We start from the raw sequence: 22,889 nt of genomic DNA on the forward strand, positions 1-22,889 counted from the left end.
ATGGTACTGCAGGAGGGATCCTGTGGGAGAGTAGGACGCCGCCGGACATACATTGGTTGAGGGCCACCCCACACGGGGTGGCCCTCAGTCATTTCCGGCACCAATTCGGCTGCACTGATCGGCAACCCATTTCATAGGGGCCGGAGCGGGAGAGCCGCGGCAGGCCCGCCCAGACCTCTGGCGCCGGCGGCCAGCACCACACCGCCGAGAAGCCCGATCGACCCACGCGGCAAGATGGGGACGTAAGCCGTCCCCCTGAGGAGCACGATGAGCGACAGTTCGAAGCCCGGCCCGGATCGAGACCGCGATCGACGTGACCGCGACCGAGACAAGGGGCGTTCGGCTGAAGGTCGCAACGACCGAGGCAGTGGCCGTGGTGCTGCGTCCGGATCGCGATGGTCTGGGAGCCGCCGGTCAGAGCCGGGGACTCGAGGGTCCGGAAACGGGCGTGAGCGTTCCGGCGGCGACCGGTCCTCCGGCCGCGGACAGCGTGGCAGTACGGATCGGACCTCGGGCGGACAGGACTCGGGGAGCGGGTTCAGGCCGAGCCGACGGACCGATGATCAGCGCGACAGCGACGCGAGGCGTGGCCGATCGGCCGAGGGGAGTTGGTCCTCGCGGCCCCGACGTGACCGAGAGGGTCCCGGTGGCGACCGCGCTCGTACGGATCGTGCCAGCGGCTCGAGGTCCGGTTCGGATCGCTACGGCGGGGATCAGCGGAGCGGCGGTAGCCGTCCTGGTGCCGATCGAGGCCGCCCCAGCGGCGATCGCGGCGCGCAGGGCGGCGGTAGGCGTTCGGACTCCTCCAGGCGTGACTCGACGGCGCGTGGGGCAGATCGACCGCGGCGTGACGGAGCTACCGGAGGCTACGAGCGGACCTCGCGCACCGAGCGCCCGGACCGTGGAAGCCGCCGTTCGGATGCAGCACGAGGCGACAGGTACGACCGAAACGACGACCGCGGGGGGCGAGACCGGCGGTTCGGGGACCGTGACCGGTCCCGTGGCGGGGCGTCGGACCGTGGGGGGCGTGAGCGCGGGTTCGGGGACCGTGACCGGTCCCGGAGTGACGCGCCGGGCGGACGAGGGCGTTCTCAGCAGGCGCGCTCTTCCGGATCCACCGGTGACAACCGGTACGAACGGCCCGGACGCTCCGCGGACGCCGGTCGCCGTCGCGACTCGGACCACCCTGTGCGGGACCCGCGCTCCACTGGTGACGACCGTCGGCGAGGAGGCACCCGCGACCGGAGCCGACCGGTGAACGAGCCTGTCGGCCCGGAGCTACCCGCGGACGTCACCGGGCTCGAACTGGACCCCGACGTCCGGGCGCAGCTCGGGACCCTCACCAAGGCCACGGCCGACCGGGTTGCCCGCCACCTCGTGATGGCGGGTCAGCTCGTCGACGAGGACCCGGAGGCAGCGCTCGACCACGCGCTGGCCGCGCGCAGCGAAGGCTCCCGCCTCGGGATCGTGCGGGAGGCGGTGGGATACACCGCCTACGCGGCCGGCAAGTACGAGCAGGCGCTGGCGGAGTTTCGCGCCGCCCGCCGGATGACCGGCTCGCCGGAGTACTTCCCCGCGATGGCCGACAGTGAGCGTGGCCTGGGGCGCCCGGAACGCGCGCTGGATCTCATCGCGACGGTCGACCGTTCGGAACTGGACCCGGTGGCGCGGGTCGAGTTGCTGATCGTCGAGGCCGGCGCACGACGTGACCTTGGGCAGCCCGCGGCGGCTCTGGCGCTCCTCGACGTACCCGCTCTGCACGGCCGGGCTTCGGCCACCGCGGTCACCCGCGTTCGGTACGCCTACGCCGACACCCTGGAGGAGCTCGGACGGCGTGAGGAGGCTGCTCGCTGGTTCGCGCGTGTCCTCGAGGTGGACGTCGATGCCCAGACCGACGCCGAGGAGCGGTTGGCCCGGCTCGGCGAGGGGTGAGAGCGACGGCTCGGGAAGGCTGACCGAACGTTCTACCGGTGCCTGTTGTCCACAGCTGCCTGATCGGCGACCTTGTACACAGGCCGGTGGATCTCACCTGGTCGCTGGTGCCGGAACGGAGAAGATTGGGGCTGCCAACCCGCGACGACGGACCTTCCAGAGAGGGAGGCAGCCCCGATGACAGACTCCGACGCACAGAAGCCGCCGGCGCCATGTCCCCCTCACCGAAACGAAGTGACGCTGGTCGGCCGTGTGTCGGCGCCGGCGTCGCGGCGCGAGCTGCCCAGTGGCTCGGCCGTCGTGAGCGTCCGTCTGGTGGTGCAGCGAGACCCAAAGACCCTGCCGCCACGCTCGGCCGTCGTGGACACCATCGAATGCGCCTCCTGGTCTACCGAGTGCCACGCGGAGATGGAGCGGTGGGGTTCGGGCGACATCGTGGAGGTGGTGGGCGCGCTGCGACGCCGGTTCCGGCGAGCTGAGTCCGGGCCGATCAGCCGATACGAGGTGGAGGCGACCGCCGTGCGCCTGCTCGTCGACAAGGAGACGGTCAGTGCTGGTCGAACATCCGCATGACGAATCCGGTGCGCGGCTTCGGCCCGAAGGACGTCGACTTGCGGGGCATCCGGCCACCTTCCCGGGCGACCGCCTGCACGTTGGCCACGTCGACCGGGTTCAGCAGCACGGCGACGCCCTTGCCGTGCCGGGCGTGCTCGACGGCGGCGCGCTTACTGTGCGCGTAGCCGATGTGTTCCTCGGCGAGCCCGAGGATCTGCCCGAACAACCGTTCGTGCAGCACCTCCGTGTCCAGGCGGATCCGGCCGGAGGCGGTCTCGACGGGGACACTCAGCAGTTCCCATCGGAGCCCGTCGGTCACGACGAACGCGTTCCGTCGGCCGCGAGCAGCCGCGAGCGCGTCATGTGCCCGGTCAGCGTCGTCGAAGGACTCGACAGTGAAGTCGGCGCTCGCACGGGTCAGCAGCTCCGACAGCGTGATCCCCGCAATCGTCCTGTGAATCGCCGTGAGCCGCAGCGGGTGAGCGCGCTGGTCGACGAGCAGCGCGAGTCCGCTGTCCCACGGGCCCGGACCGGCGCCCGTGGCCCGGATCCGGTGCTGGAGCTTCAGATAGGTCGCGTACCGGTGGTGACCGTCGGCGATCAGGGCCTGGCGCGGAGCCAGGTCGGCCGCGATGGTGCTCAGAGCGTCCGCGTCGGTGATCCGCCACAGCAGATGATCGACTCCGTCCGCGGTGCGCGCAGACACCAGCGGCTCGCCTCGGACCGTCGCCTCCACCAGATCGCTCGCCGGCCCGCCGCCGTCGTACACCAGCAGGATCGGTTCCAGGTTGGCCTCACACGCGCTCATCAGGGCCAGCCGGTCGGCCACCGGACCGGGCATCACGTCCTCGTGCGGAAGAATCACCCGTTCCTCGGGCTCTCGCAGTGCCACGGCGCCGAACATCCCCCGCAGAACGAACGGCTGACCACCGCGCTCCTCGGGTTCGGGAACCCGTTGCTCGTAGACGTACAACGCTGCCTCGGTGTCGGCCCGCAGGATTCCCTCGGCTCGCCATCGGTTGAGCAGGCGGGCGGCTCGCCGGTAGTGGTCCGTCTCCGACGGGAGCGGCGGACCCGCCTCGCGATCGCCGGCAGTCCAGCCCGCTTCGCCGGGTTCACCTCGGTCGCCGGTCCCGGGCGCTTCGTCCCTTCCGGTGGACTGGTCGCTTTCGAAGCCGACTGCCCGCTCGTCGGAGGTCCAGTCGGCCGGACCCGCGGGCCGGGGGAGCACGACCCGGACGATGTTGTGCGGTTCCTCCGCCGTGAGGGCGGCCACGCTGCCAGGATCGAGGACGTCGTACGGCGGCGAGGTCACAGCGGCCAGATCGCTGACCCGTTCGGGGTCGTAGCGGACGCCCGGAAAGGGCGACAGCACCAGCGGCCGGGCGCCGCCGGGGTCGGGAGTCGCGGATCGGTCGGTCACGGGGGGCATCGTAGGTGTCCACCCCGTCCGGGCGAGGTGTCTGGGGCATCCTCGGGCAGGTGTCCGTGCGAAACCGAGGTCGGCACACTGGGTGGAATAGCCCTGCCCAACCTCCGGTTGAGGGCGCCGAGGAGGGAGGACACCATGATCAACGACGAAACGAGTGTCGGCACGCCCGGCGGTGACGTCTACGACTGGTACCGCAGGGGTCTCGCCCTGCTCGAAGGCGGCAACTCCGCCGCCGCGGCGCAGCTGCTCGAGCGCGCCCGGGAGGCCGAGCCCGGTTCGAAGTCGATCCGGGAGGCACTCGCACGGGCGTTCTTCAACAGCCGGCACTATGCGGACTCCGCCGAGGCGTTCGAGGGGCTTGTGGACGATAATCCGTCCGACGATTACGCCCATTTCGGTCTCGGTCTGGCTCTGAGCCGACTGGGCCGCCACGACGCGGCTGCGCCCCACCTCGCGATGGCGGCGGCGATGCGTCCCACTGTCGGCCACTACAACAACGCACTTCGGCAGGTCAGGGCGACCCTCAGGGCCCGGGAGGACATGAAGTGACCGACGAGACCGCGACCGAGCACGACGCGGCGTGCGAGCCGTTGTCCGAGGCCGACCGGCCCCTGGTCGAGCAGTACGACACCGGACTTTTCGACCTCGACGGCGTGGTCTACGTGGGTGCGGACGCCGTCCCCCGGGCCCCTGAGGATCTGGAGCGGGCCCGGGCGGCGGCCATGCGGGTCGCGTTCGTGACCAACAACGCGTCCCGCACTCCCGACGCGGTGGTCGAGCACCTTCGCAAGGTCGGGGTGCGTGCGGAGGTCAGCGACGTGGTGACCTCGGCACAGGCCGCCGCGCGACTGGTCGCCGAGCGCGTTCCCGAGGGATCGCGGGTGCTGGTGGTGGGTGGCGAGGGCCTGCTGGTCGCTGTCAGGGAGCGTGGGCTGGTCCCGGTGCAGACAGCCGCGGAGGATCCGGCCGCGGTCGTGCAGGGGTTTCACCCGGAGGTCGGCTGGCGGCAGCTCGCCGAGGGCACCTACGCGGTGCGGCGAGACGTCCCGTGGATCGCGTCCAACGTGGACCGAACCCTGCCGACGGACGGAGGGCTGGCGCCGGGGAACGGCACCCTCGTCGAGGTGATCCGGATGGCGACCGGCCGGACACCGGTGATCGCGGGGAAGCCGGCGCCCCCGCTGTTCCACGAGACGGTCGAACGCGTAGGCGCCGAACGCCCACTGGTGATCGGAGACCGGCTGGACACCGACATCGAGGGGGCGAACGCCTCCGGTATGCCGAGCATGCTCGTGCTCACCGGTGTGACGAAGCTCGGCGACCTTCTGACCGCTCCGGAAAACCAGCGCCCGACCTATCTCGCCCGGGATCTGGCCGGGCTCTTCGCTCCGCATCCGGCTCCCCGGCTCGGTGACGGCACTGCCACCTGCGGGGAGTGGACCGCCGTGCTCGAACGCCAGGAGACCGGCACCGACGACCGGCAGCAGCAGTTCATGGCCAGGCTGTCAGGGAGCGGGGATCCGCTGGACGGTGCTCGCGCGTTGCTCGCCGCTGTGTGGTCTGCACCCGAATCCGCCCGGGTCGACGCGTCGGAGGCCCTCGCACTGCTGCGGGGCCAGGACGCGGCGATGGGTTAGTGTCAAGTGACGGGCCAGATGTGGTCGGCGGCCGGCTCGCCGACCACCACGTACGCAGCGAGCGGAGCGGCTCGTCCACACGGCCGGTGGCGCGGTGGGGAAGCTCAGACCAAGGAGACGTGGGCACTGTGGAAGACGACACTGCGGTGGAGGACACCACCGTCCAGACGGTGGCCACAGAGAAGCACACGCCCGACTACGACCCGACCGGTCGACCCGACGTGGACGCCGTTCTCGACCGGCTCGACGAGCTCACCGGTCTGGCACCGAGTGACCACATCGACATCTACGAAGACGCCCACCGTCGCCTGCACGAGACCCTGCTGGCAGCCGGCGAGGACCATGGGGACCACGCTGGACGGCCGTGACCAGGGCTCGCCTGGCGCCCCGGGCCATCGCGCACGTCTCGACGCCGAACTCGTCCGACGAGGACTGGCCAGGTCTCGCGAGCATGCGGTGGACCTCATCACGGCGGGACACGTCCGCGTCGACGGCCGACCGGTCGGCAAACCGGCCCGCCGCGTCGCCGCCGAGGAGGTGTGCGAGGTGGACTCGCCGGGCCCGGATTTCGTCTCCCGGGGCGGCCACAAACTGGCTGGTGCCCTGGCGGCTTTCGGGCCGGTGGGGCTGGTGGTCCACGGGCGGCGTTGTCTGGACGCAGGTGCGTCCACCGGCGGCTTCACCGACGTGCTCCTGCGCGCGGGGGCTCGTCAGGTGGTCGCGGTCGACGTCGGTCACGACCAGCTCGTGGCGGAGCTTCGTGACCACCCGGCCGTGGACGTTCACGAACGCACCCATGTGCGCGACCTGCAACCCGCCCAGGTGGGCGGCGCGGTGGATCTCCTCGTCGCCGACCTGTCCTTCATCTCCCTCACGGCCGTCCTGCCCACGCTGTCCGATCTGGTCTGTCCCGGCGGAGATCTCGTCCTGTTGGTCAAACCGCAGTTCGAGGTGGGCCGTTCCAGGCTGGGCAAGGGAGGCGTGGTCCGCGAACGCGCGCTGCGCCACGACGCGGTGCGCACGGTCGCCATGGCCGCGGCCGAGGCGGGTCTGGGGGTGGCGGGCGCTACGGTGAGCCCACTTCCCGGACCGGCCGGCAACACCGAGTACTTCCTTTGGCTCCGTGCCGACGCACCACCCTGGGACGACGCCACGCTTGCCGCCTTGGATCCACCTGGCTCGCCGAAGGAGACCCCGCTGTGACCGACGACCGCACGGTGCTGCTCGTGGTTCACACCGGCCGAGCCGAGGCGACCCAGTTGGCGAGGGAGGCGGCCGCCCGCCTTGCCGACGCCGGCGTCGGCGTGCGCCTGCTCGCCCCCGATGCCGACGACATCGGCCTGGACAAAGCGGAGGTGGTCGAGGTCTCACCTGCCGCCGCGGAAGGCTGCGAGATCGTCATGGTGCTGGGTGGCGACGGCACGATCCTGCGGGGCGCCGAGGTGGCACACGCCTCGGGCACTCCCGTTCTCGGCGTCAACCTCGGCCACATCGGCTTCCTGGCGGAGTCCGAGCGCGACGACCTGGACGTCACCATCGACCACCTGGTCCACCGCAAGTACGCCGTCGAGGAACGCATGACCCTCGATGTGACAGTCCTGGTCGACGGCGCGGTCGCCGCGACCCAGTGGGCGCTCAACGAGGCGAGTGTGGAGAAGTCCGCCCGCGAGCGGATGCTCGAGGTCGTCGTGGAGGTGGACGGGCGGCCACTGTCGCGCTGGGGCGGTGACGGCGTCGTCGCCGCCACGCCCACCGGGTCCACCGCCTACGCGTTCTCCGCCGGCGGACCAGTGGTGTGGCCGGAGCTGGAGGCGATGCTGGTGGTGCCGCTGAGCGCACACGCGTTGTTTTCCAGGCCGCTGGTCGTGTCACCTCGCTCGGTGGTGGCCGTCGAGCTGATGCAACGAAATCCGGGTCCGGGCGTCTTGTGGTGCGACGGGCGACGCACCGAGGAACTCCCACCGGGTGCCCGGGTGGAGGTACGCCACGGTGCACGGCCGGTGCGGCTCGCCCGGTTGCACCAGGGCCCGTTCACGGACCGCCTGGTGGCGAAGTTCGACCTGCCGGTGCACGGATGGCGCGGGCGGCGGGAGGACCGTGCTCGCCGGGCCGCGGCCCGAACGACCAACACAGGCCCGCAGACGCCTCGTGGACCCGACCCCGCAGCGGTCGACTCCGCCGGCCTCTCCTCCGACCATCACGAGCGTGCCGCGGGCGAACGGCACGGCGGCGTCGGCGAGACCCCGTAGAGTTCCGGCGATGCTGGAGGAGATCCGGATCCAGGGGCTCGGCGTCATCGACGACGCCGTGCTCGACCTCGACGCGGGCCTGACCGTCGTCACCGGCGAAACCGGCGCCGGCAAGACCATGGTGGTGACCGGCCTGTCGCTGCTGCTCGGCGGACGGGCCGACGCCGGGCTGGTTCGGCGTCAGACCGAGCGCGCGGTCGTGGAGGGCAGACTCCGGCTCGACCCTGGCTCCGCAGCAGCACGGCGGGCCGTCGAAGCCGGTGCGCAGCTCGACGACGACACGCTGATCGTGATGCGGACCATCGCCCGCGACGGCCGGTCCCGCGCATACGCCGGAGGCGCGGGGGTCCCGGCGGGCGTGCTCGGGGAGCTGGCCGACGAGTTGGTCGCCCTGCACGGGCAGTCGGACCAGATGCGGTTGCTACGGCCCTCGCGGCAGCGGGAGATCCTCGACCGCTACGCCGGCTCGGCGGTCCAGGAGCCGCTCGCCGCCTACCGAGTCCGCTACTCCCGGTTGGCGGAGGTCGACGCCGAGCTTTCCAGCCTGGTCGCTCGAGCACGTGACCGCGCCCAGGAGGCCGACCTGCTGCGGTTCGGGCTGGCCGAGATCGAGGCCGCCGACCCGCAACCGGGGGAGGACAAGGCGCTGTCGGTGGAGGAGGACCGGCTCGCGCACGCGGACTCGCTGAGGGCCGCCGCCAGTCTGGCGCAGTCCGCGCTCACCGGTGACGAAGACGTCGCAGGCGCTCCCGTCGACGCGCTGTCCCAGGTGGCGAGCGCACGCAAGGCGCTCGACGCGGCCGGAGTGCACGATCCGGAGCTCGCGGGTGTGGCCGACCGGCTGGCGGAAGCGGCCGCGCTGCTCGCCGACGCCGGGTCGGACCTGGCGTCCTACGCCGCCGGTGTGGACACCGACCCCGCGCGGCTGCAGGCCATCGGTGACAGGCGCGCGGTGCTCGGTGCGCTCACCCGCAAGTACGGCGACACGATCGACGACGTTCTTGCCTGGTCACGACGTTCGGCGATCCGGCTGGCCGAGCTGGACGGGTCCGACGACACGATCGGCGCCCTCAGGTCCGAGCGCCAGCAGCTGACGACCGAGCTGGCCCGGCTTGCCCACGAGGTGAGTTCGGCCCGCACGGCAGCCGCCGAACTCCTCGGCCGCGCCGTCACTGCCGAGCTCGCAGCACTCGCGATGCCGCACGCCGTGCTCACCGCCGACGTGGCCCAGACCGAGGTCCGCGCCTCCGAGACACCGGGCCGAGCGACGCGGGGAGAGCGGAAGTCCGACCGCGGCCGGCCCGTCGAGCCCGACCAGTCGGCCACCGCCACCGCTTCCGCGGCGGGCCACGGAGCCGAGGGCGACCCCGACGGCCAACGGGCTCTGCTGGTCGGCGGCCGGTGGTTGGCGTACGGAGCGCACGGTGTCGACGAGGTGGAGCTGCGACTGCAACCGCATCAGGGTGCGCCCGCCCGCGCGGTCCAGCGCGGTGCGTCCGGGGGTGAGCTGTCCCGGGTGATGCTCGCGGTCGAGGTGGTCTTCGCCGGCGTGGACGGCGTTCCCACGTTCGTGTTCGACGAGGTTGATGCCGGCGTCGGCGGCCGCGCCGCGGTGGAGATCGGCCGCCGGCTGGCCCGGCTCGCCGCCAACGCGCAGGTCGTGGTGGTCACTCACCTTCCGCAGGTGGCCGCGTTCGCCGACCGGCACTACGTCGTACGCAAGAGCGACGACGGGTCGGTGACCCGCAGCGGCCTGACCTGGCTGGACGACGAGGGCCGGGTGTCGGAGCTCGCCCGGATGCTGGCCGGTCTGGACGGGTCCGCCAGCGCACGGGCACATGCGGAGGAACTCCTCGCTACCGCGGCCGAGGCACGGGCGGACGCGGCGAAATCTCCGGCTGCGAACAAGAGGGCCGTTGCGGCCACGGCGACCCGGAGACCCGCGCAGTCGGTCACGGAAAAGTCGTCAGCCACCGCGACTTCGTCGCCCACCGCCAGTTCGTCGGTGGCGCGGAAGTCGTCGGCCGTGCGGAAGCCGTCGGCCGCAGGAAAACGGACCTCGTCGGCCGAGCCCGTGAACAGCAGTTCCGCGAAGACGTCCGCAAGTGCCGCCGACGTCGACGAGGACGGCAGGTCCACCGAGGCCAACAGGTCCACAGAGGACGAATCCACGAAAGGCATGTCCGCAAAGGGGATCAGACCCACCAAGGCCTCACGTACGAACGCGACGGACGGCAGGGCCGTGGCCAGTGAGGAGAAGCAGCCCCGGAGCGCCGCCAAGGCAACGCGGGGGAGCGCCAAGCAGGCCGAGGTCGCCGCGGACACGAAGGTCGGCGAGGACGCAGCGGGCAGCAGATCCAAGAGGGCCACGAAGGCAAGCAGGTCTCGCCGCGGATCTGGCTAGGGCGTGTTCACACTGGGGCGCCGGTCGGTCAAGGAAGGTTCACCTGAACACTGGTAAGCGAACCGGTGTTGAGTACGTGGGCTGATCGTCAGGGTTGGGTACGTGCGCTGATCGTCAGGCGGCGACAACACCCGTAGCGGTGCGACCGCACTGCGCCACGCCCACGAAACAACATGCGCCCACTGGCGGTGCGCACGTGGCAGTATCTGGACTGCGATGAGACTTCCTACTTTGCGCCGTCCACGACCGGTGGCCCTGCCTGGTGTCGTCGGTTCGGCCCGACTCGACTCGCGGACGAAGAACCTCACCAAGAGGCTTCGTCCCGGTGACATCGCCGTCATCAACCATGTCGACCTCGACCGGGTGAGTGCGGAGGCGCTGGTCTCCGCACAGGTCGCCGCCGTCGTCAACGCCGCCCCTTCCATCAGCGGGCGTTATCCCAACCTCGGCCCGGGAATTCTGATGGCGGCCGGGATCCCGCTGGTCGACGACGTGGGCGCCGACGTCTTCGCCAAGGTCGGCGAAGGGGACGCGGTGCGTCTGCACGGCGCGAGCCTCTACCGCGGCGACGCCGAGGTCGCCTTCGGAGTGGAACAGACCGGGGAGACGGTCGCCAAGGCCACCGAGGACGCGCGGTCGGGGCTGGCCATCCAGCTGGAGGCGTTCGCCGCCAACACGATGGAGTACCTCCGGCGCGACCGTGAACTCTTGCTGGACGGCGTGGGAGTCCCCGACGTCAGCACCGAGATGGAGGGCCGGCACGTCCTCATCGTGGTGCGCGGCTACGACTACCGCGAGGACCTCGTCGCCCTCAAGTCCTACATCCGGGAGTACCGCCCGATCCTCGTAGGAGTCGACGGCGGGGCCGACGCGCTGCTGGAGGCCCGGCTCAAGCCGGACATCATCGTCGGTGACATGGATTCCGTGTCCGACACCGCACTGCGCTGTGGCGCCGAACTCATCGTGCACGCCTACCGTGACGGCCGGGCGCCGGGAGCGGACCGGCTCGAACGCCTCGGCCTGGAGTCGCGTGTCTTCGCAGCCACCGGCACCAGTGAGGACATCGCGATGCTCCTCGCCGACTCCAAGGGCGCCGCGCTCATCGTCGCCGTGGGTACTCACCTGTCGCTGGTGGAGTTCCTGGACAAGGGCCGATCCGGAGCGGCCAGCATGTTCCTGACCCGGCTTCGGGTGGGCGGGAAGCTGGTCGACGCCAAGGGAGTAAGCCGGCTCTACCGTTCCCGGATTCAGACCTGGCAGATCGTGATGCTGCTGGTCGCCGGCCTGCTCGCGTTCCTGGTCGCGCTCGCGGCCACGCCTGCCGGACAGGCCTGGCTGGAGGTTGTCGGCATCCGCTGGAACGACCTGGTCTTCTGGATCCGAGGACTCTTCACGTGATCGACTTCCGCTACTTCCTCGTCTCCATCGCGGCGATCTTCCTCGCACTCGCGATCGGGGTCGCGTTGGGCGCCGGCCCGCTGAAGGGCGAACTCGACCAGCAGCTGCGGGGCACCATCTCCGCGGTGAGCAAGGAGAAGGACGGCCTGCGCAAGCAGATCGCCGATCTGCAGCAGGGCGACAAGTATCGCGACTCGTTCGCCGCCGACATAGCACCCGGCCTGGTCAACGGACGGCTCAACGGCCAGAAGGTCGTGGTGGTCGCCCTGCCGAACGCCGACAGCGGTGTGGTCAAGGGTGTCGAGGCGAGCGTGGCCGGTGCGGGCGCGACGGTGACCGGCACCGTCTCGATGACCGACAAGTGGTCCGACCCGAGTCAGCGGCAGTTCCTCGAGGAGCTCGCCACCAGGCTCGTCACCGGTGACGTACGAATGCCCGACAACGGTTCGGCGTACGACCGGGCCGGTGTGGTGCTCGCCAGGGCTCTGGTCACCCGTGACGCCAAGGCCGCTGGACGCAAGGACAGCGCCACGCCGACCATCATGGGCGCGTTCGGGGAGGGCGACCTGGTCGACGGTGACAACGACCTCCCGCAGGCGGACCTGGCCGTGGTGGTCGCGCCGGTGGTGCCACCGAAGGCGAAGCCCACCTCGAACGCCGACGCCAACCAGGCATGGGTGTCGCTCGCCCGCTCACTGGACTCCGCCAGCCGGGGTGCCGTGGTGGTCGGCGACCCGTCCGCTGCCGGAGACGGCGGTGTGCTCGCCAGCCTCCGCGCGGACAAACAGGCCCGCAGCGAGGTCTCCTCGGTCGACGTCGCCGACCTCGCCAGCGGCCAGGTGGCGGCGGTGTGGGCGCTGGCCGAGCAGGCCACCGGCGGCGTCGGTCAGTACGGCGCGGTGGGCTCGACCGACGGGGCGCTGCCCAAGCAGCCGACCGCCGGCTCATGACCACCGGCGCACCCGCCGACAACCTCGACGCGCTCCCGCGGACGCAGCACCCCTCGCGGCACGGGTTCCGGACACCGTTCCGCACCCGCGAAGCCACCGCACAGCTAGTCGTCGCAGCGGGCGCCGCGCTCGCCGCTCGGCAGGGGTTTCGACGCGTCCGGGCCCGCGCGGGCAGTGACCGCGACGCCGACCGCTGGAGTCGTACCAACCACCGCGGCGAACAGGTCAGCCTGCTGCTCGGTCCGGCCGCGGTCGCGGGGACGTTCGCGGCGACGATGGCGATGCCCGGCCTCACGCCGGCGGAGCGGCTGGCCGTGGCGGCCGCGGTCCTCGGCAGCGGAGCGGTCGGCGCCTACGACGACCTGGCCGGTACGCCGGCGGCGAAGGGACTCCGGGGTCACCTGGGCGCTCTGCGCCGCGGAGAAGTCACCAGCGGTGCGGTCAAGGTCGCCGGCATCGGGGTGAGCGGCCTCGTCGCCGCGGCGCTGCTCGGCCGCGCCGGACGACCTCGGCCCGGCCTGGCGACGATCCTCGCCGACGGCGCGCTGGTCGCCGCGTCCGCCAACCTCGTCAATCTCCTGGACCTTCGGCCCGGCCGCGCGCTGAAGGTCGTAGTAGCACCTGCGCCGTTCCTGTTGACGTCGGCCGGTCCTGTGCTCGCAGCGCCGGTCGGGGTGGCAGCCGGCCTGCTGGCCGACGACCTCGGTGAGAACGGCATGCTCGGCGACTGCGGCGCCAACGCGCTCGGCGCGGGGCTCGGTGTGGCGATGGCCGCGCGGCTGCCGCGACCCGCCCGACTGATGGTTCTCGCCGGACTGGCCGGGCTGATTCTCGCTTCCGAACGGGTATCGTTCACCGCCGTGATCGAGCGACACGCGCCGCTGCGCCGACTGGACGAGTTCGGTCGGCGCTCGCCGAACCGATGACAACGGCGCGGGAGCCGGCGGCGGCTGGCCCGCGCGCATGGGGCACAGGTCTGGCCCGCGCGGCGGTGCTGGTGGCCGCAGTCACCGTCGCGGCCCGGGTGGTGGGGTTCGGCCGGTGGCTGGTGTTCTCCAAGACGGTCGGTGACACCTGCCTGGGAGACGCGTACAACACCGCGAACCAGCTGCCGAACGTCGCCTTCGAGATCGTCGCCGGCGGGGCGCTGGCCTCGGTGGTCGTTCCGTTGCTGGCGGGCGTCACCGCCCGGGCCTCCGCCGGGGAGGCCGCCCGCACGCTGTCCGCACTGCTGACCTGGACGCTGCTCGTCCTCACGCCGGTGACAGCTCTGGCGGCAGCGCTGGCCGGCCCGTACGCCCATCTCATGCTGGCCGGCCACGCCGGCTGCGGCGAAGCCACCGCCGACCTCGCCGGTCGCATGCTGGTGATCTTCGCGCCGCAGATGTGGTTCTACGGCGTGGCCGTGGTGGTCTCCGGCGCCCTGCAGGCACAGCGCAGATTCCTGGCCGCCGCCCTCGCCCCGCTGGCCAGCAGCCTGGTGGTGATCGCGGCGTACGCGGGGTTCGCGGTGGTCGCCGGCTCCCTCGACGCACGGGCGGTGTCCGGCCGTGCGGTGGCCGTGCTCGCCGGGGGCACCTCGCTCGGGGTGGTGGCGATGGCCCTCACCGTGCTGGTGGCGTTCGCACGGGTGAAGGGGCCCGCGGCGCCGATCCGGCCGACGCTGCGTTTCCCGCCCGGTGTCGCGGTCCGTGCGCGCCGGCTGGCGGCTGCCGGGATGCTCGCCCTCGTCGCCCAGCAACTCGTCGCGCTGGTACTCACCTGGCTGGCCAACCACCGTGGCGAGCCGGGGACGCTGACCCTCTACACCTGGGCGTACGCACTGTTCACGCTGCCGTACGCGGTGCTCGTGGTCCCGGTTGCGACCACGGTCTTTCCGCACGCCGCAGCACTCGGCGCGGCGGGCGGCCCCACCGCGCCACGTCCGCCCGGTTCGCCGCCGCCCGGTTCGCCGCCGCAGGCCGGCTCACCGGAGGAGGCCGACTCCGCCGAGCTGGGCCGGCTCACCGCCGGTGCGGTCCGGGCGGTCGTTCTGCTCGGCGCGCTGGGCGGGGCCCTGCTCGCCGGTACGTCCGTTCCGCTGGCGAGGTTGTTCGTCCTCGGACCCGGCGGAGGCGACGCGACGTCGGCGCTGGCCGGTGCCCTCACCGCGTTCGCCCCGGCGGTGCCCGCGCTGGGCCTGGTGACCCTGGCCGGCCGGCTGCTCTACGCCCGCGGGTACTCCGCCTGGGCGGCCTGCGGAACGGCGACCGGGTGGCTGGCCGTCGCCGCCGCCGCGGTCGCCGCCACCGCCGGCCTGCCGGCCTCGGCCACCGCCGGCGGCCTGGGGGCGGCGACGTCCGCGGGGCTGTTGCTGGGTGCCGTTCTGCTGCTCACCGGCGTACGCCGGGCGACCGGACCGGGATCGCTGCGCGGGTTGGGGCTGTCGGTGCTCGCCGGTAGCGTCGCCGCGACGGCTTCGGCGGCGGCCGGCCGGTGGACGGGACGGGGGTTCGCGGACGGTGACATCGTGCGTGCGGTGACAGGGGCGACGGTGGCCGGGCTGGCCGTGGTGACGGTGTTCGCCGCGCTCGTGGTCCTGCTCGTGGCGGCGGTCGATCGCGAGGGCCTGCTGTCACTGTCCCGTCGGCTCGGCAGGTTTGCTCGCCGGCGTCCCGCCGCCCTGGTCGCGGACCGCGCCGGCGACGACAGCTCGGCCGGGCGACGGTGAGGGCACCGCGCATCGCCCTGGTGCTCGGGCCGAGCACGGGCGGCATCGGGCAACACGTACGCTCCCTCGCCGTTCGGCTGGTCGAGTCCGGCCACACCGTCCGGATCGCCGGGCCGGCCGCGACGGATCGCCGGTTCGGGTTCGGCCGGGTGGGGCAGTTCGTGCCCCTGGACGTCCCGGCGCCGGGTTCGGTCCGGAGAGGGCGAGCCGTCCTGGCGGGCGCCGACGTGATCCATGCGCACGGGCACGCCGCCTCGGTGGTCGCGGCGCTGGCCCGCCATCGTTCGACCTCGTTGGTGGTGAGCTGGCACAACACCGTCACGGCCACCGGCTGGCGAGGGCTTCCGCTGCACCTGGCCCGCAGGTGGGTCGTCCGCCGGGCCACGGTCGTGCTCGCAGCTTCCGCCGACCTGGCCGAGGACGCCGCCTCCCTCGGTGCCCGCGACGCCCGGCTGCTGCCGGTGTCCGCGCCGACGCTCGCGCCCGCCTCCCGCAGCCGGGAGGAGGTACGCCGGTCGCTGGGGCTCGCTTCCCGGCCGCTGGTGCTGGCGGTGGGCAGGCTCGCCCCGCAGAAGCGGTACGACGTCCTCCTCGACGCCGTGGCCCGGTTGGTCGACCGCGACGCGCTACCGCCGCTGGTCCTGGTCGCGGGCGAAGGGCCTCTGGACGCGGAGTTGGCCGAACGCATCGAGCGCGAACGGCTGCCCGTGCGGTTGGCCGGGCACCGTACCGATGTCGCCGACCTCCTCACCGCGGCCGACGTCGCCGTCCTCACCAGCCAGTGGGAGGCCCGGGCCCTGGTGGCGCAGGAGGCCCTGCGGTCCGGCGTACCCCTCGTCGCCACCGCCGTGGGCGGCATCCCCGACCTGGTGGGTTCGGCGGCGCTGCTGGTGCCACCGGGCGATCCCGGGGCGGTGGCCGCCGCGCTCGCGGAGGTGCTCGATCGTCCGGAGGTGGCGGGACGACTGCGTGCAGCCGGTCCGCGACAGGCGGCTACCTGGCCGGACGAGGACGAGACGGCACGGCAGATCGCCAAGATCTACCACGAGGTGATCACTCCCGGATGATCCGGGCATCGCCGGTGGAACGGGCGCTTCGCCGGCGTCAGCGGGGCCTCGACGCCGTTCTGCCCGGCGGCTGTGGAGACGTGGCGTGGCGGCCCTGCGAGCCGGGTCCCGGCCGGGTCCTCGCCCGGGTCCCCGGGCGTGCCCGGGTGTCGCCGCGGGGGTGTAACGTCCGACCATCCGCCCGGTCCCGCGGACCGGCGTGGTGTGTGGCGGGCCGATCGGCTGTTGCTAGGCTGAAAGCCCGTGGACATGCTGGATTCCGCCCGGGTTTCCGGCCCCGACCGACCACGGGGAGTAGCTTTGGCCGCCTCTTCGCCGACTAGGCACGTGTTCGTCACAGGGGGCGTCGCCTCCTCTCTTGGTAAGGGCCTCACCGCCTCGAGCCTCGGCAATCTGCTGAAGGCGCGCGGGTTGCGGGTCACCATGCAAAAGCTCGACCCCTATCTCAACGTCGATCCCGGCACCATGAACCCGTTCCAGCACGGTGAGGTGTTCGTCACCAACGACGGGACCGAGACTGACCTCGACATCGGCCACTACGAGCGGTTCCTGGACGTCGACCTCGGCCGCAGCGCCAACGTCACCACCGGCCAGGTCTACTCCAGCGTGATCGCCAAGGAGCGCCGCGGCGACTACCTCGGCGACACCGTCCAGGTCATCCCGCACATCACCAACGAGATCAAGGCCCGGATCCGGGGGATGGCGGGTCCCGGCATCGACGTCGTGATCACCGAGATCGGCGGCACGGTCGGCGATATCGAGTCGCTGCCGTTCCTGGAGGCGGCCCGGCAGGTACGCCACGACGTCGGCCGCGACAACGTGTTCTTCCTGCACGTGTCCCTGGTGCCCTACCTCGGGCCGTCCGGTGAGCTCAAGACCAAGCCGACCCAGCACTCCGTCGCGGCCCTGCGCAGCATCGGTATCCAGCCCGACGCGATCGTCTGCCGGTGCAACCGCGAGCTTCCGCCCAACGTCAAGCGGAAGATCTCGTTGATGTGCGACGTCGACGAGGAAGCCGTCATCGAGAATCCCGACGTCCCGAGCATCTACGACCTTCCCAAGGTGCTGCACGGCGGAGGTCTGGACGCCTACGTCGTACGCCGGCTGAACCTCCCGTTCCGCGACGTCGACTGGACCGAGTGGGACGAGCTGCTGCGACGGGTCCACCATCCCGCCGACGAGGTGACGGTCGCCCTGGTCGGCAAGTACATCGATCTGCCCGACGCCTACCTCTCGGTGACCGAGGCGTTGCGCGCGGGCGGCTTCCAGCACGACACCCGGGTCAACATCCGCTGGGTGGCCTCCGACGAGTGCACGACGCGCGAGGGCGCGGCCCGGCTTCTGGCCGACGTGGACGCGGTGTGCATTCCCGGCGGGTTCGGGGTGCGGGGCGTGGAGGGGAAGGTGGGCGCGGCGACGTACGCCCGCGAACACCAGATCCCCGTCCTGGGCCTGTGTCTCGGCCTGCAGTGCATGGTCGTCGACGTGGCCCGCAACCTCGCCGAGCTGGACGACGCCAACTCCAGCGAGTTCGAGGCCACCTGTGCCCACCCGGTGGTGGCCACGATGGAGGAGCAGCGCGAGATCGTCGCCGGGTCCGGTGACCTCGGCGGCACGATGCGGCTCGGGCTGTATCCCGCGAAGCTCGCCGAGGACTCGCTGGTGCGCCGGGCCTATGCTGAGCCGTACGTCGAGGAGCGCCACCGGCACCGCTACGAGGTCAACAACGCCTACCGCACGCAGCTGGAAGAGGCCGGTCTGGTCATCTCCGGTACGTCGCCGGACGGCCGGCTGGTGGAGTTCATCGAACTGCGCCGCGACCTGCACCCGTACTTCGTCGCGACCCAGGCCCACCCCGAGCTGCGGTCCCGGCCGACTCGTCCGCACCCGTTGTTCGCCGGGCTGGTCGAGGCGGCGCTGACCCGCCAGCGGGAGATGCAGCTCCCGGTCGGTGACCTCGGGCTGGTGCACGCCGAGGACGGCGCGTTCAGGTCGTCCGACGCCGACAGCGTGGGGGACGTCGACGGTGCCGAGGTTGCCGATGAGGCCGACGGCACGCACGGAGCGGTGCCGCTGCGGCAGCGGGACGGCTGGCTGCGCACGGGAGTACGCCGGTGAGCGGTGCGACGGTGGACGGCCGGTTCGGCAACCAGGAAGCCGACGGAGCCCCGCCGCGCGACGTACCCGAACGCTGGCCGGTCATCTCCTCGTCGTACACGCTGCGCACCGGCCGGGTGATCGACGTCCGCGAGGACGTGGTCGACGGTGGCGGCGGCCGGGAGTTCACCCGTGACGTCGTGGTGCACTCCGGCGCGGTCGGCATCATCGCCCTGGACGACCGCGACCGGATGCTGCTGGTGCACCAGTATCGCCACCCGGTCGGCCACCGCCTGTTCGAGCCGCCCGCGGGGCTGCTCGACGTCGAGGGGGAGGACTACCTCGCCGGGGCGCAGCGGGAGCTGTACGAGGAGGGGCACGTCCGGGCCTGCGACTGGCGGGTGCTGGTGGACGCCTTCACCTCGCCGGGGATGACCACCGAGTCGTTGCGGATCTACCTCGCCCGCGGCCTGTCGGAGGTGCCGCACCACGAGCGGCACAACGGTGTCGACGAGGAGGCGGACATGACCGTCTCCTGGACTCCGCTGGCCGACGTCGTGGCCGGCGTACTGGCCGGCGACCTGCACAATCCCTCGCTGGTGATGGGTGCGCTCGCGGCGTGGGCCGCCCGCAACGGGGCGGGCTTCGACGCGCTCCGCCCCGCCGACGTGCCGTGGCCGGCCCGCGAGGCGGTGCCCTACGAGCCGCCCCGGCCCACGTAGGTCCAGAAGTCCCGCATGACCGGCGGCGCCACGGGGCTGTCCATCGCCACCTGGGTGAGCAACAGCGAGATCGTGCCACTCGCGGGGGAGATGTACGCGGCCGTTCCACTGCCGCCGGTCCAGCCGTAGCGGCCGGGTTCGTTCCACGGCCGGGTGGGCGCGAGGTCGACCGACCCGCCGTACCCCCAACCCTGGCCGTCGAGGAACAACTCGCCGATCTCGCGCTGGGCGTCGGTCAGATGGTCGGTCGTCATTTGCCGTACGGACTCGGCGGACAGCACCCGGCGGCCCTCGTGCGTACCTCCGGCCAGCAGCATCCGCGCGAAGCGGAGCCAGTCGTCGGCAGTGCCGGCCAGGCCGCCCGCACCGGACGGGAACGCCGGCAGGCTGCTCCACTGCCCGTCGGGAGCGTCCGCCAGGATCAGTCCACTGCCGCCGGGATCCCTGCGGTACATGCTGGTGAACCTGCCGAGCTTGCCGGCGGGTACCTCGAACCCGGTGTCGGCCATTCCGAGCGGGTCGAACAGCCGCTCACCGAGGAACTCCGGCAGCGGCTGACCGGTGACCCGGCTGATCAGCACACCCTGGAGGTCGGAGCAGGTGTTGTAGAGCCACGCCTCGCCCGGCTGGTAGAGCAGCGGAACGCCGGACAGCGCGGCCAGCCAGGCGTCCGGGGCCGCGACGTGCTGCGGGTCCAGCCCACTCTTCTGAACGTCGAAGATCAGGCCGATCGCCGGCAGCGTGAAGTCGGAGGGGAATCCCCAGCCGGCCCGGGAGCTGAGCACGTGCTCGACGGTGATCGGCCGCGCCACGGGCACCACGTCGTCGACCGGACTACCCGGCGTACGCACCGCCTTCGGCTCGGCGAGCTCCGGCAGCCACTTGGCGATCGGGTCGTCCAGGCCGATCCGGCCGTCCTCGAGCAGCAGCATCACGCCGGCGGCCGTGATCTGTTTGGTGAGGGAGGCGAGGCGAAAGATCGTGTCACTCGTCATCGGTGCGGTGCCCTCGACGTCCACCGAGCCGGCGACCGCCACCTCCAGGTCGTCGCCCCGGGCCACGACGGCCACGGCGCCCGGCAGCGATCCGCTGCCGACGTGCGTACTCAGCAGGTCGTTCAGGTCACTCATCGGTCTTTCCCGCCTTCTTCTGGCTCGGTGGGCCGCCGGCCGCCGGTCTGCCACGGCTGGGAGGAAGACTGCACCGGTCACCCAACCTCATCGGCGCCGACACGCCGGACGTGGCGGTCGGCGGCCGGTGGGCGAAGTGATGTCCCCCGTCTGCGCCGGCGGGTGATCTAGTTCTGCGCTGTGGGGCGGACCACGATGTCGCCGACGTCGACATTGTCCGGCTGCTCGATGGCGAACGCGATCGCACGGGCGACAGCGTCCGGCGGAATCGCGATGTCACCCATCCGGTCGAGGGCCTGGGCCCTCATCTCCGGAGCCATGGAGTCGGCGAACTCCGTGCGGGTGACGCCTGGCGAGACGACCGTGACGCGCAGGTGGCCGCCGGCCTCCTGGCGCAGGCCCTCGGAGTGCGGACCGCGTTCTTGGTCCCCGCGTAGACCGACTGCGTCGGCACGATGGCAGCCCGGCCGTGGAGACGGTTGTTCACGAAGTGTCCGAAGCCCTGTTCCCGGAAGACGGCAGCGCTGCGGCGATTCCGTACAGGACTCCCTGGAGGTTGACGTCGATCATCTCCTCCCGGTCCTCGACCCTCAGGTCGTCCAGCGGGGAGATCAGACCGACCCCGGCGTTGCTGACCAGGGCGTCGAGCTTGCCGTACCGGTCGCGGGCGAGCCTGACCAGCCCGGTCGCCGCGCCGATCCCACTGCTGGCGCCGGTGATCGCGACGACCTTGCCTTCGATTCCTGGCACGAGATCCTCCGAAAGTGGAACGTGCACGGTCCTGGCCGCGGCGGTGCGGGTGTTCACCGAAGAGGGCCTGGACGCTCACTTCGAGCGCATCGCCAGGGAGGCGGGCGTGGGAACCGGCACGCTCTACCGCAACTTTCCCACCCGCGAGGTCCTCATCGAGGCGGCCTACCGCAACGAGGTGGCGCGGCTGTGCGACGCCGCTCCCGAACTGTTGGCGACGATGCCGCCAAGTGAGGCCAGCGCCTGGATGGGGCGTTTCGTCGACTACGCGACCGCCTGACCGCATGGCGCCGAAGTCGACGAAGGGCGTCAGGGACGGATGGTGCCGCCGCTGCGCCAGTAGACGGCGTTGTTGTCGCGAGCGAGGAAGTCGTCGTCGACGAGGTATCTCCGAAGCGCCGCCTGGTCGTCGTACACCCGCAGCAAGGTCTCGTTGACAACGGGCTCGGGATAGCGAACGCCGGGCTCGAACAGTTGGGCCACGTGGTCCAGCAGCAGCCGGCGCCGGCCGGACTTCGCCGGCATGGCGGTGATCCGTCCGTCGCGGACGTAGGCACGGAACAGCTTCTCGGTCTCCGGATCGGCGTCGGCGGGGAGGGCCAGCCCGCCGTCCGTCGTTGGTTCGGTTCCCACGAGACACCACCTTCCGGCCACTCAGGCTACGACGTCCGGCAGATCGCCGGCCGATCACCAGTCGGCGACCGGCACCGCCCGGCGTCGCCGTGCCTCGCTCTCAGTGGGAGCGGCGGTCGTCGAGCACGGTGATGGACAACAGGATTCCCGCATAGTCGGTGGTGGGGAGTACAGGTGCCCGTCCGCGTCGGCGAACTTGAAGTGCGCCACCGATGTGCCCAAGATGATGTGCGCCTTGCAGGGAACGCTGATGTCGACGTCGCCGGGCTCGGTGTCCGGGATCGGGGTCAGTCGCGGGGTGGCCACCTGACCGACCGCGAACCCGCCGGGGGGTACGGACGTACGGTAGGTCGGCATGACCGACACCACACCAGCCGCACCATCGACACCTGCGGCACCCGGCGCAAGCGCGGCCTCGGCTCCTGACGGCGGCATCGACCTGTCCGGCCGGACGGCCGTGGTCACCGGCGGTGCGAGCGGCATCGGCCGGACCTGTGTCCACCGGCTCGCCCGCGCCGGCGCGCACGTGGTCGTTCTGGACCTCGACGCCGACGGCGCCACGGCGGTGGCTGCCGAGGTGGGCGGGCGAGCGCACGCGGTCGACCTCGGCGACGCGGCCGGGCTGGACGCCCTGGATCGGCTGGACGCGCTCCGCGAGGCCGACATCCTGGTCAACAACGCGGGTCTGCAGCACGTCGCACCGGTGGAGGAGTTCCCGGTGGAGAAGTTCGCGCTGATCCAGCGAGTGATGCTGGAGGCGCCGTTCCGCCTGGCGCGGTTGGTGCTTCCCGGCATGTACGCGCGAGGGTGGGGACGGCTGGTGCACGTCTCCTCCGCCCACGGCCAGCGGGCTTCGGCGTACAAGTCGGCCTACGTCGCGGCCAAGCACGGACTGGAAGGTCTGTCCAAGGTGCTCGCGCTGGAGGCCGCCGGGCGTGGCGTCACGTCCAACACAATCTGCCCGGGCTACGTCCGGACACCGTTGGTCGAAAAGCAGCTCGCCGACCAGGCGAAGGTGCACGGCGTGGACGAGGAGCAGGTGCTGGAGGACGTGCTCCTGGCCCGCACGCCGCTCAAGCGCCTGGTCGAACCCGACGAGGTGGCCGAACTCGTGGCGTTCGTGTGCGGGCCGGCAACCACGTCCCTGACCGGCGTCGCGCTCACCCTCGACGGCGGATGGACCGCCTCCTGACCACCCGCGACGATGCCGAGGCGGAGGAGTT

General features: G+C 71.9%; 23 protein-coding genes. 17 read left to right on the forward strand and 6 right to left on the reverse strand.

The window, feature by feature from the left end; genetic code table 11:
* Positions 1–1,254 precede the first annotated feature (1,254 nt).
* Positions 1,255–1,932, forward strand: a complete 678-nt coding sequence (locus ABZV93_RS15560) for a hypothetical protein (RefSeq protein ID WP_354935683.1) — start codon at positions 1,255–1,257, stop codon at positions 1,930–1,932.
* Between the two features lie 177 nt (positions 1,933–2,109).
* Complete coding sequence (locus tag ABZV93_RS15565; protein WP_354935686.1) at positions 2,110–2,505, forward strand: single-stranded DNA-binding protein; 396 nt, start codon at positions 2,110–2,112, stop codon at positions 2,503–2,505.
* On the opposite strand, the gene ABZV93_RS15570 is transcribed toward ABZV93_RS15565, so the two are convergent.
* Positions 2,480–3,910 carry a DUF1015 domain-containing protein gene (locus ABZV93_RS15570; protein ID WP_354935689.1) on the reverse strand — a complete coding sequence of 477 codons (1,431 nt, stop codon included), beginning with the start codon at positions 3,908–3,910 and terminating at the stop codon, positions 2,480–2,482. The two genes, ABZV93_RS15565 and ABZV93_RS15570, sit on opposite strands and share 26 nt — an antisense overlap.
* Before the next feature lie 144 nt (positions 3,911–4,054).
* Here ABZV93_RS15570 and ABZV93_RS15575 point away from each other — a divergent pair, with 144 nt between their 5' ends.
* The 13 genes from ABZV93_RS15575 (at position 4,055) to ABZV93_RS15635 (ending at position 19,153) form a co-directional block, all read left to right on the forward strand.
* A complete protein-coding gene (locus ABZV93_RS15575) occupies positions 4,055–4,468 on the forward strand; it encodes a tetratricopeptide repeat protein (RefSeq protein ID WP_354935691.1) in 414 nt (137 codons plus the stop codon).
* Positions 4,465–5,556: an HAD-IIA family hydrolase gene (locus ABZV93_RS15580; RefSeq protein ID WP_354935694.1), complete on the forward strand. Its 1,092-nt coding sequence runs from the start codon at positions 4,465–4,467 to the stop codon at positions 5,554–5,556. Before ABZV93_RS15575 ends, ABZV93_RS15580 begins: the two co-directional genes overlap by 4 nt.
* A gap of 128 nt (positions 5,557–5,684) precedes the next feature.
* On the forward strand, positions 5,685–5,924 hold the full coding sequence (locus ABZV93_RS15585) for a hypothetical protein (RefSeq protein ID WP_354935697.1): 240 nt from the start codon (positions 5,685–5,687) through the stop codon (positions 5,922–5,924).
* Positions 5,899–6,759: a TlyA family RNA methyltransferase gene (locus tag ABZV93_RS15590; protein ID WP_354935700.1), complete on the forward strand. Its 861-nt coding sequence runs from the start codon at positions 5,899–5,901 to the stop codon at positions 6,757–6,759. Before ABZV93_RS15585 ends, ABZV93_RS15590 begins: the two co-directional genes overlap by 26 nt.
* Complete coding sequence (locus ABZV93_RS15595) at positions 6,756–7,805, forward strand: NAD kinase (protein ID WP_354935703.1); 1,050 nt, start codon at positions 6,756–6,758, stop codon at positions 7,803–7,805. Before ABZV93_RS15590 ends, ABZV93_RS15595 begins: the two co-directional genes overlap by 4 nt.
* A gap of 10 nt (positions 7,806–7,815) precedes the next feature.
* Positions 7,816–10,209 carry a DNA repair protein RecN gene (recN, locus tag ABZV93_RS15600; protein ID WP_354935706.1) on the forward strand — a complete coding sequence of 798 codons (2,394 nt, stop codon included), beginning with the start codon at positions 7,816–7,818 and terminating at the stop codon, positions 10,207–10,209.
* A 216-nt stretch (positions 10,210–10,425) separates the two neighbouring features.
* Positions 10,426–11,607: a putative cytokinetic ring protein SteA gene (gene steA, locus ABZV93_RS15605; RefSeq protein WP_354935709.1), complete on the forward strand. Its 1,182-nt coding sequence runs from the start codon at positions 10,426–10,428 to the stop codon at positions 11,605–11,607.
* Positions 11,604–12,557, forward strand: a complete 954-nt coding sequence (locus ABZV93_RS15610) for a copper transporter (RefSeq protein ID WP_354935712.1) — start codon at positions 11,604–11,606, stop codon at positions 12,555–12,557. Before steA ends, ABZV93_RS15610 begins: the two co-directional genes overlap by 4 nt.
* Positions 12,554–13,483 (forward strand): hypothetical protein, encoded by a 930-nt coding sequence (locus tag ABZV93_RS15615; protein ID WP_354935715.1) that lies wholly within the window; start codon positions 12,554–12,556, stop codon positions 13,481–13,483. The genes ABZV93_RS15610 and ABZV93_RS15615 overlap by 4 nt, the downstream gene beginning before the upstream one ends.
* The gene (locus ABZV93_RS15620) at positions 13,480–15,267 is read left to right on the forward strand and encodes a lipid II flippase MurJ (protein WP_354935718.1); all 1,788 of its coding nucleotides are present in this window, start codon (positions 13,480–13,482) and stop codon (positions 15,265–15,267) included. The genes ABZV93_RS15615 and ABZV93_RS15620 overlap by 4 nt, the downstream gene beginning before the upstream one ends.
* Positions 15,264–16,334 (forward strand): glycosyltransferase family 4 protein, encoded by a 1,071-nt coding sequence (locus tag ABZV93_RS15625; RefSeq protein ID WP_354935721.1) that lies wholly within the window; start codon positions 15,264–15,266, stop codon positions 16,332–16,334. Before ABZV93_RS15620 ends, ABZV93_RS15625 begins: the two co-directional genes overlap by 4 nt.
* A gap of 300 nt (positions 16,335–16,634) precedes the next feature.
* Complete coding sequence (locus ABZV93_RS15630) at positions 16,635–18,452, forward strand: CTP synthase (protein WP_354935724.1); 1,818 nt, start codon at positions 16,635–16,637, stop codon at positions 18,450–18,452.
* The gene (locus tag ABZV93_RS15635) at positions 18,449–19,153 is read left to right on the forward strand and encodes an NUDIX hydrolase (RefSeq protein ID WP_354935727.1); all 705 of its coding nucleotides are present in this window, start codon (positions 18,449–18,451) and stop codon (positions 19,151–19,153) included. The genes ABZV93_RS15630 and ABZV93_RS15635 overlap by 4 nt, the downstream gene beginning before the upstream one ends.
* Here ABZV93_RS15635 and ABZV93_RS15640 read toward each other — a convergent pair.
* From ABZV93_RS15640 to ABZV93_RS15650, 3 genes are all read right to left on the reverse strand, one after another.
* Complete coding sequence (locus ABZV93_RS15640) at positions 19,129–20,283, reverse strand: serine hydrolase domain-containing protein (protein WP_354935730.1); 1,155 nt, start codon at positions 20,281–20,283, stop codon at positions 19,129–19,131. The two genes, ABZV93_RS15635 and ABZV93_RS15640, sit on opposite strands and share 25 nt — an antisense overlap.
* Before the next feature lie 167 nt (positions 20,284–20,450).
* On the reverse strand, positions 20,451–20,591 hold the full coding sequence (locus ABZV93_RS15645) for a hypothetical protein (protein WP_354935733.1): 141 nt from the start codon (positions 20,589–20,591) through the stop codon (positions 20,451–20,453).
* Between the two features lie 175 nt (positions 20,592–20,766).
* On the reverse strand, positions 20,767–21,033 hold the full coding sequence (locus ABZV93_RS15650; protein ID WP_354935736.1) for an SDR family NAD(P)-dependent oxidoreductase: 267 nt from the start codon (positions 21,031–21,033) through the stop codon (positions 20,767–20,769).
* A 43-nt stretch (positions 21,034–21,076) separates the two neighbouring features.
* Here ABZV93_RS15650 and ABZV93_RS15655 point away from each other — a divergent pair, with 43 nt between their 5' ends.
* The gene (locus tag ABZV93_RS15655; RefSeq protein WP_354935739.1) at positions 21,077–21,313 is read left to right on the forward strand and encodes a helix-turn-helix domain-containing protein; all 237 of its coding nucleotides are present in this window, start codon (positions 21,077–21,079) and stop codon (positions 21,311–21,313) included.
* Positions 21,314–21,342: 29 nt separating this feature from the next.
* On the opposite strand, the gene ABZV93_RS15660 is transcribed toward ABZV93_RS15655, so the two are convergent.
* On the reverse strand, positions 21,343–21,666 hold the full coding sequence (locus ABZV93_RS15660) for a DUF2087 domain-containing protein (RefSeq protein ID WP_354935742.1): 324 nt from the start codon (positions 21,664–21,666) through the stop codon (positions 21,343–21,345).
* Positions 21,667–21,720: 54 nt separating this feature from the next.
* On the reverse strand, positions 21,721–22,023 hold the full coding sequence (locus ABZV93_RS15665; protein WP_354935745.1) for a hypothetical protein: 303 nt from the start codon (positions 22,021–22,023) through the stop codon (positions 21,721–21,723).
* Here ABZV93_RS15665 and ABZV93_RS15670 point away from each other — a divergent pair.
* A complete protein-coding gene (locus tag ABZV93_RS15670; RefSeq protein ID WP_354935748.1) occupies positions 22,022–22,858 on the forward strand; it encodes a 3-hydroxybutyrate dehydrogenase in 837 nt (278 codons plus the stop codon). The genes ABZV93_RS15665 and ABZV93_RS15670 overlap by 2 nt on opposite strands.
* Positions 22,859–22,889: the final 31 nt, after the last annotated feature.

Source organism: Actinopolymorpha sp. NPDC004070 (assembly GCF_040610475.1).
In the GTDB taxonomy this organism is placed as follows: Bacteria; Actinomycetota; Actinomycetes; order Propionibacteriales; family Actinopolymorphaceae; genus Actinopolymorpha.

Excerpts from the sequence above, each read along its gene's own strand:
- steA (WP_354935709.1), top strand. The coding sequence starts at position 10,426 with ATGAGACTTCCTACTTTGCGCCGTCCACGACCGGTGGCCCTGCCTGGT.
- ABZV93_RS15590 (WP_354935700.1), top strand. The coding sequence starts at position 5,899 with ATGGGGACCACGCTGGACGGCCGTGACCAGGGCTCGCCTGGCGCCCCG.
- ABZV93_RS15670 (WP_354935748.1), top strand. The coding sequence starts at position 22,022 with ATGACCGACACCACACCAGCCGCACCATCGACACCTGCGGCACCCGGC.
- ABZV93_RS15665 (WP_354935745.1), bottom strand. The coding sequence starts at position 22,023 with ATGCCGACCTACCGTACGTCCGTACCCCCCGGCGGGTTCGCGGTCGGT.
- recN (WP_354935706.1), top strand. The coding sequence starts at position 7,816 with ATGCTGGAGGAGATCCGGATCCAGGGGCTCGGCGTCATCGACGACGCC.
- ABZV93_RS15565 (WP_354935686.1), top strand. The coding sequence starts at position 2,110 with ATGACAGACTCCGACGCACAGAAGCCGCCGGCGCCATGTCCCCCTCAC.
- ABZV93_RS15640 (WP_354935730.1), bottom strand. The coding sequence starts at position 20,283 with ATGAGTGACCTGAACGACCTGCTGAGTACGCACGTCGGCAGCGGATCG.
- ABZV93_RS15615 (WP_354935715.1), top strand. The coding sequence starts at position 12,554 with ATGACCACCGGCGCACCCGCCGACAACCTCGACGCGCTCCCGCGGACG.
- ABZV93_RS15645 (WP_354935733.1), bottom strand. The coding sequence starts at position 20,591 with ATGAGGGCCCAGGCCCTCGACCGGATGGGTGACATCGCGATTCCGCCG.
- ABZV93_RS15575 (WP_354935691.1), top strand. The coding sequence starts at position 4,055 with ATGATCAACGACGAAACGAGTGTCGGCACGCCCGGCGGTGACGTCTAC.
- ABZV93_RS15620 (WP_354935718.1), top strand. The coding sequence starts at position 13,480 with ATGACAACGGCGCGGGAGCCGGCGGCGGCTGGCCCGCGCGCATGGGGC.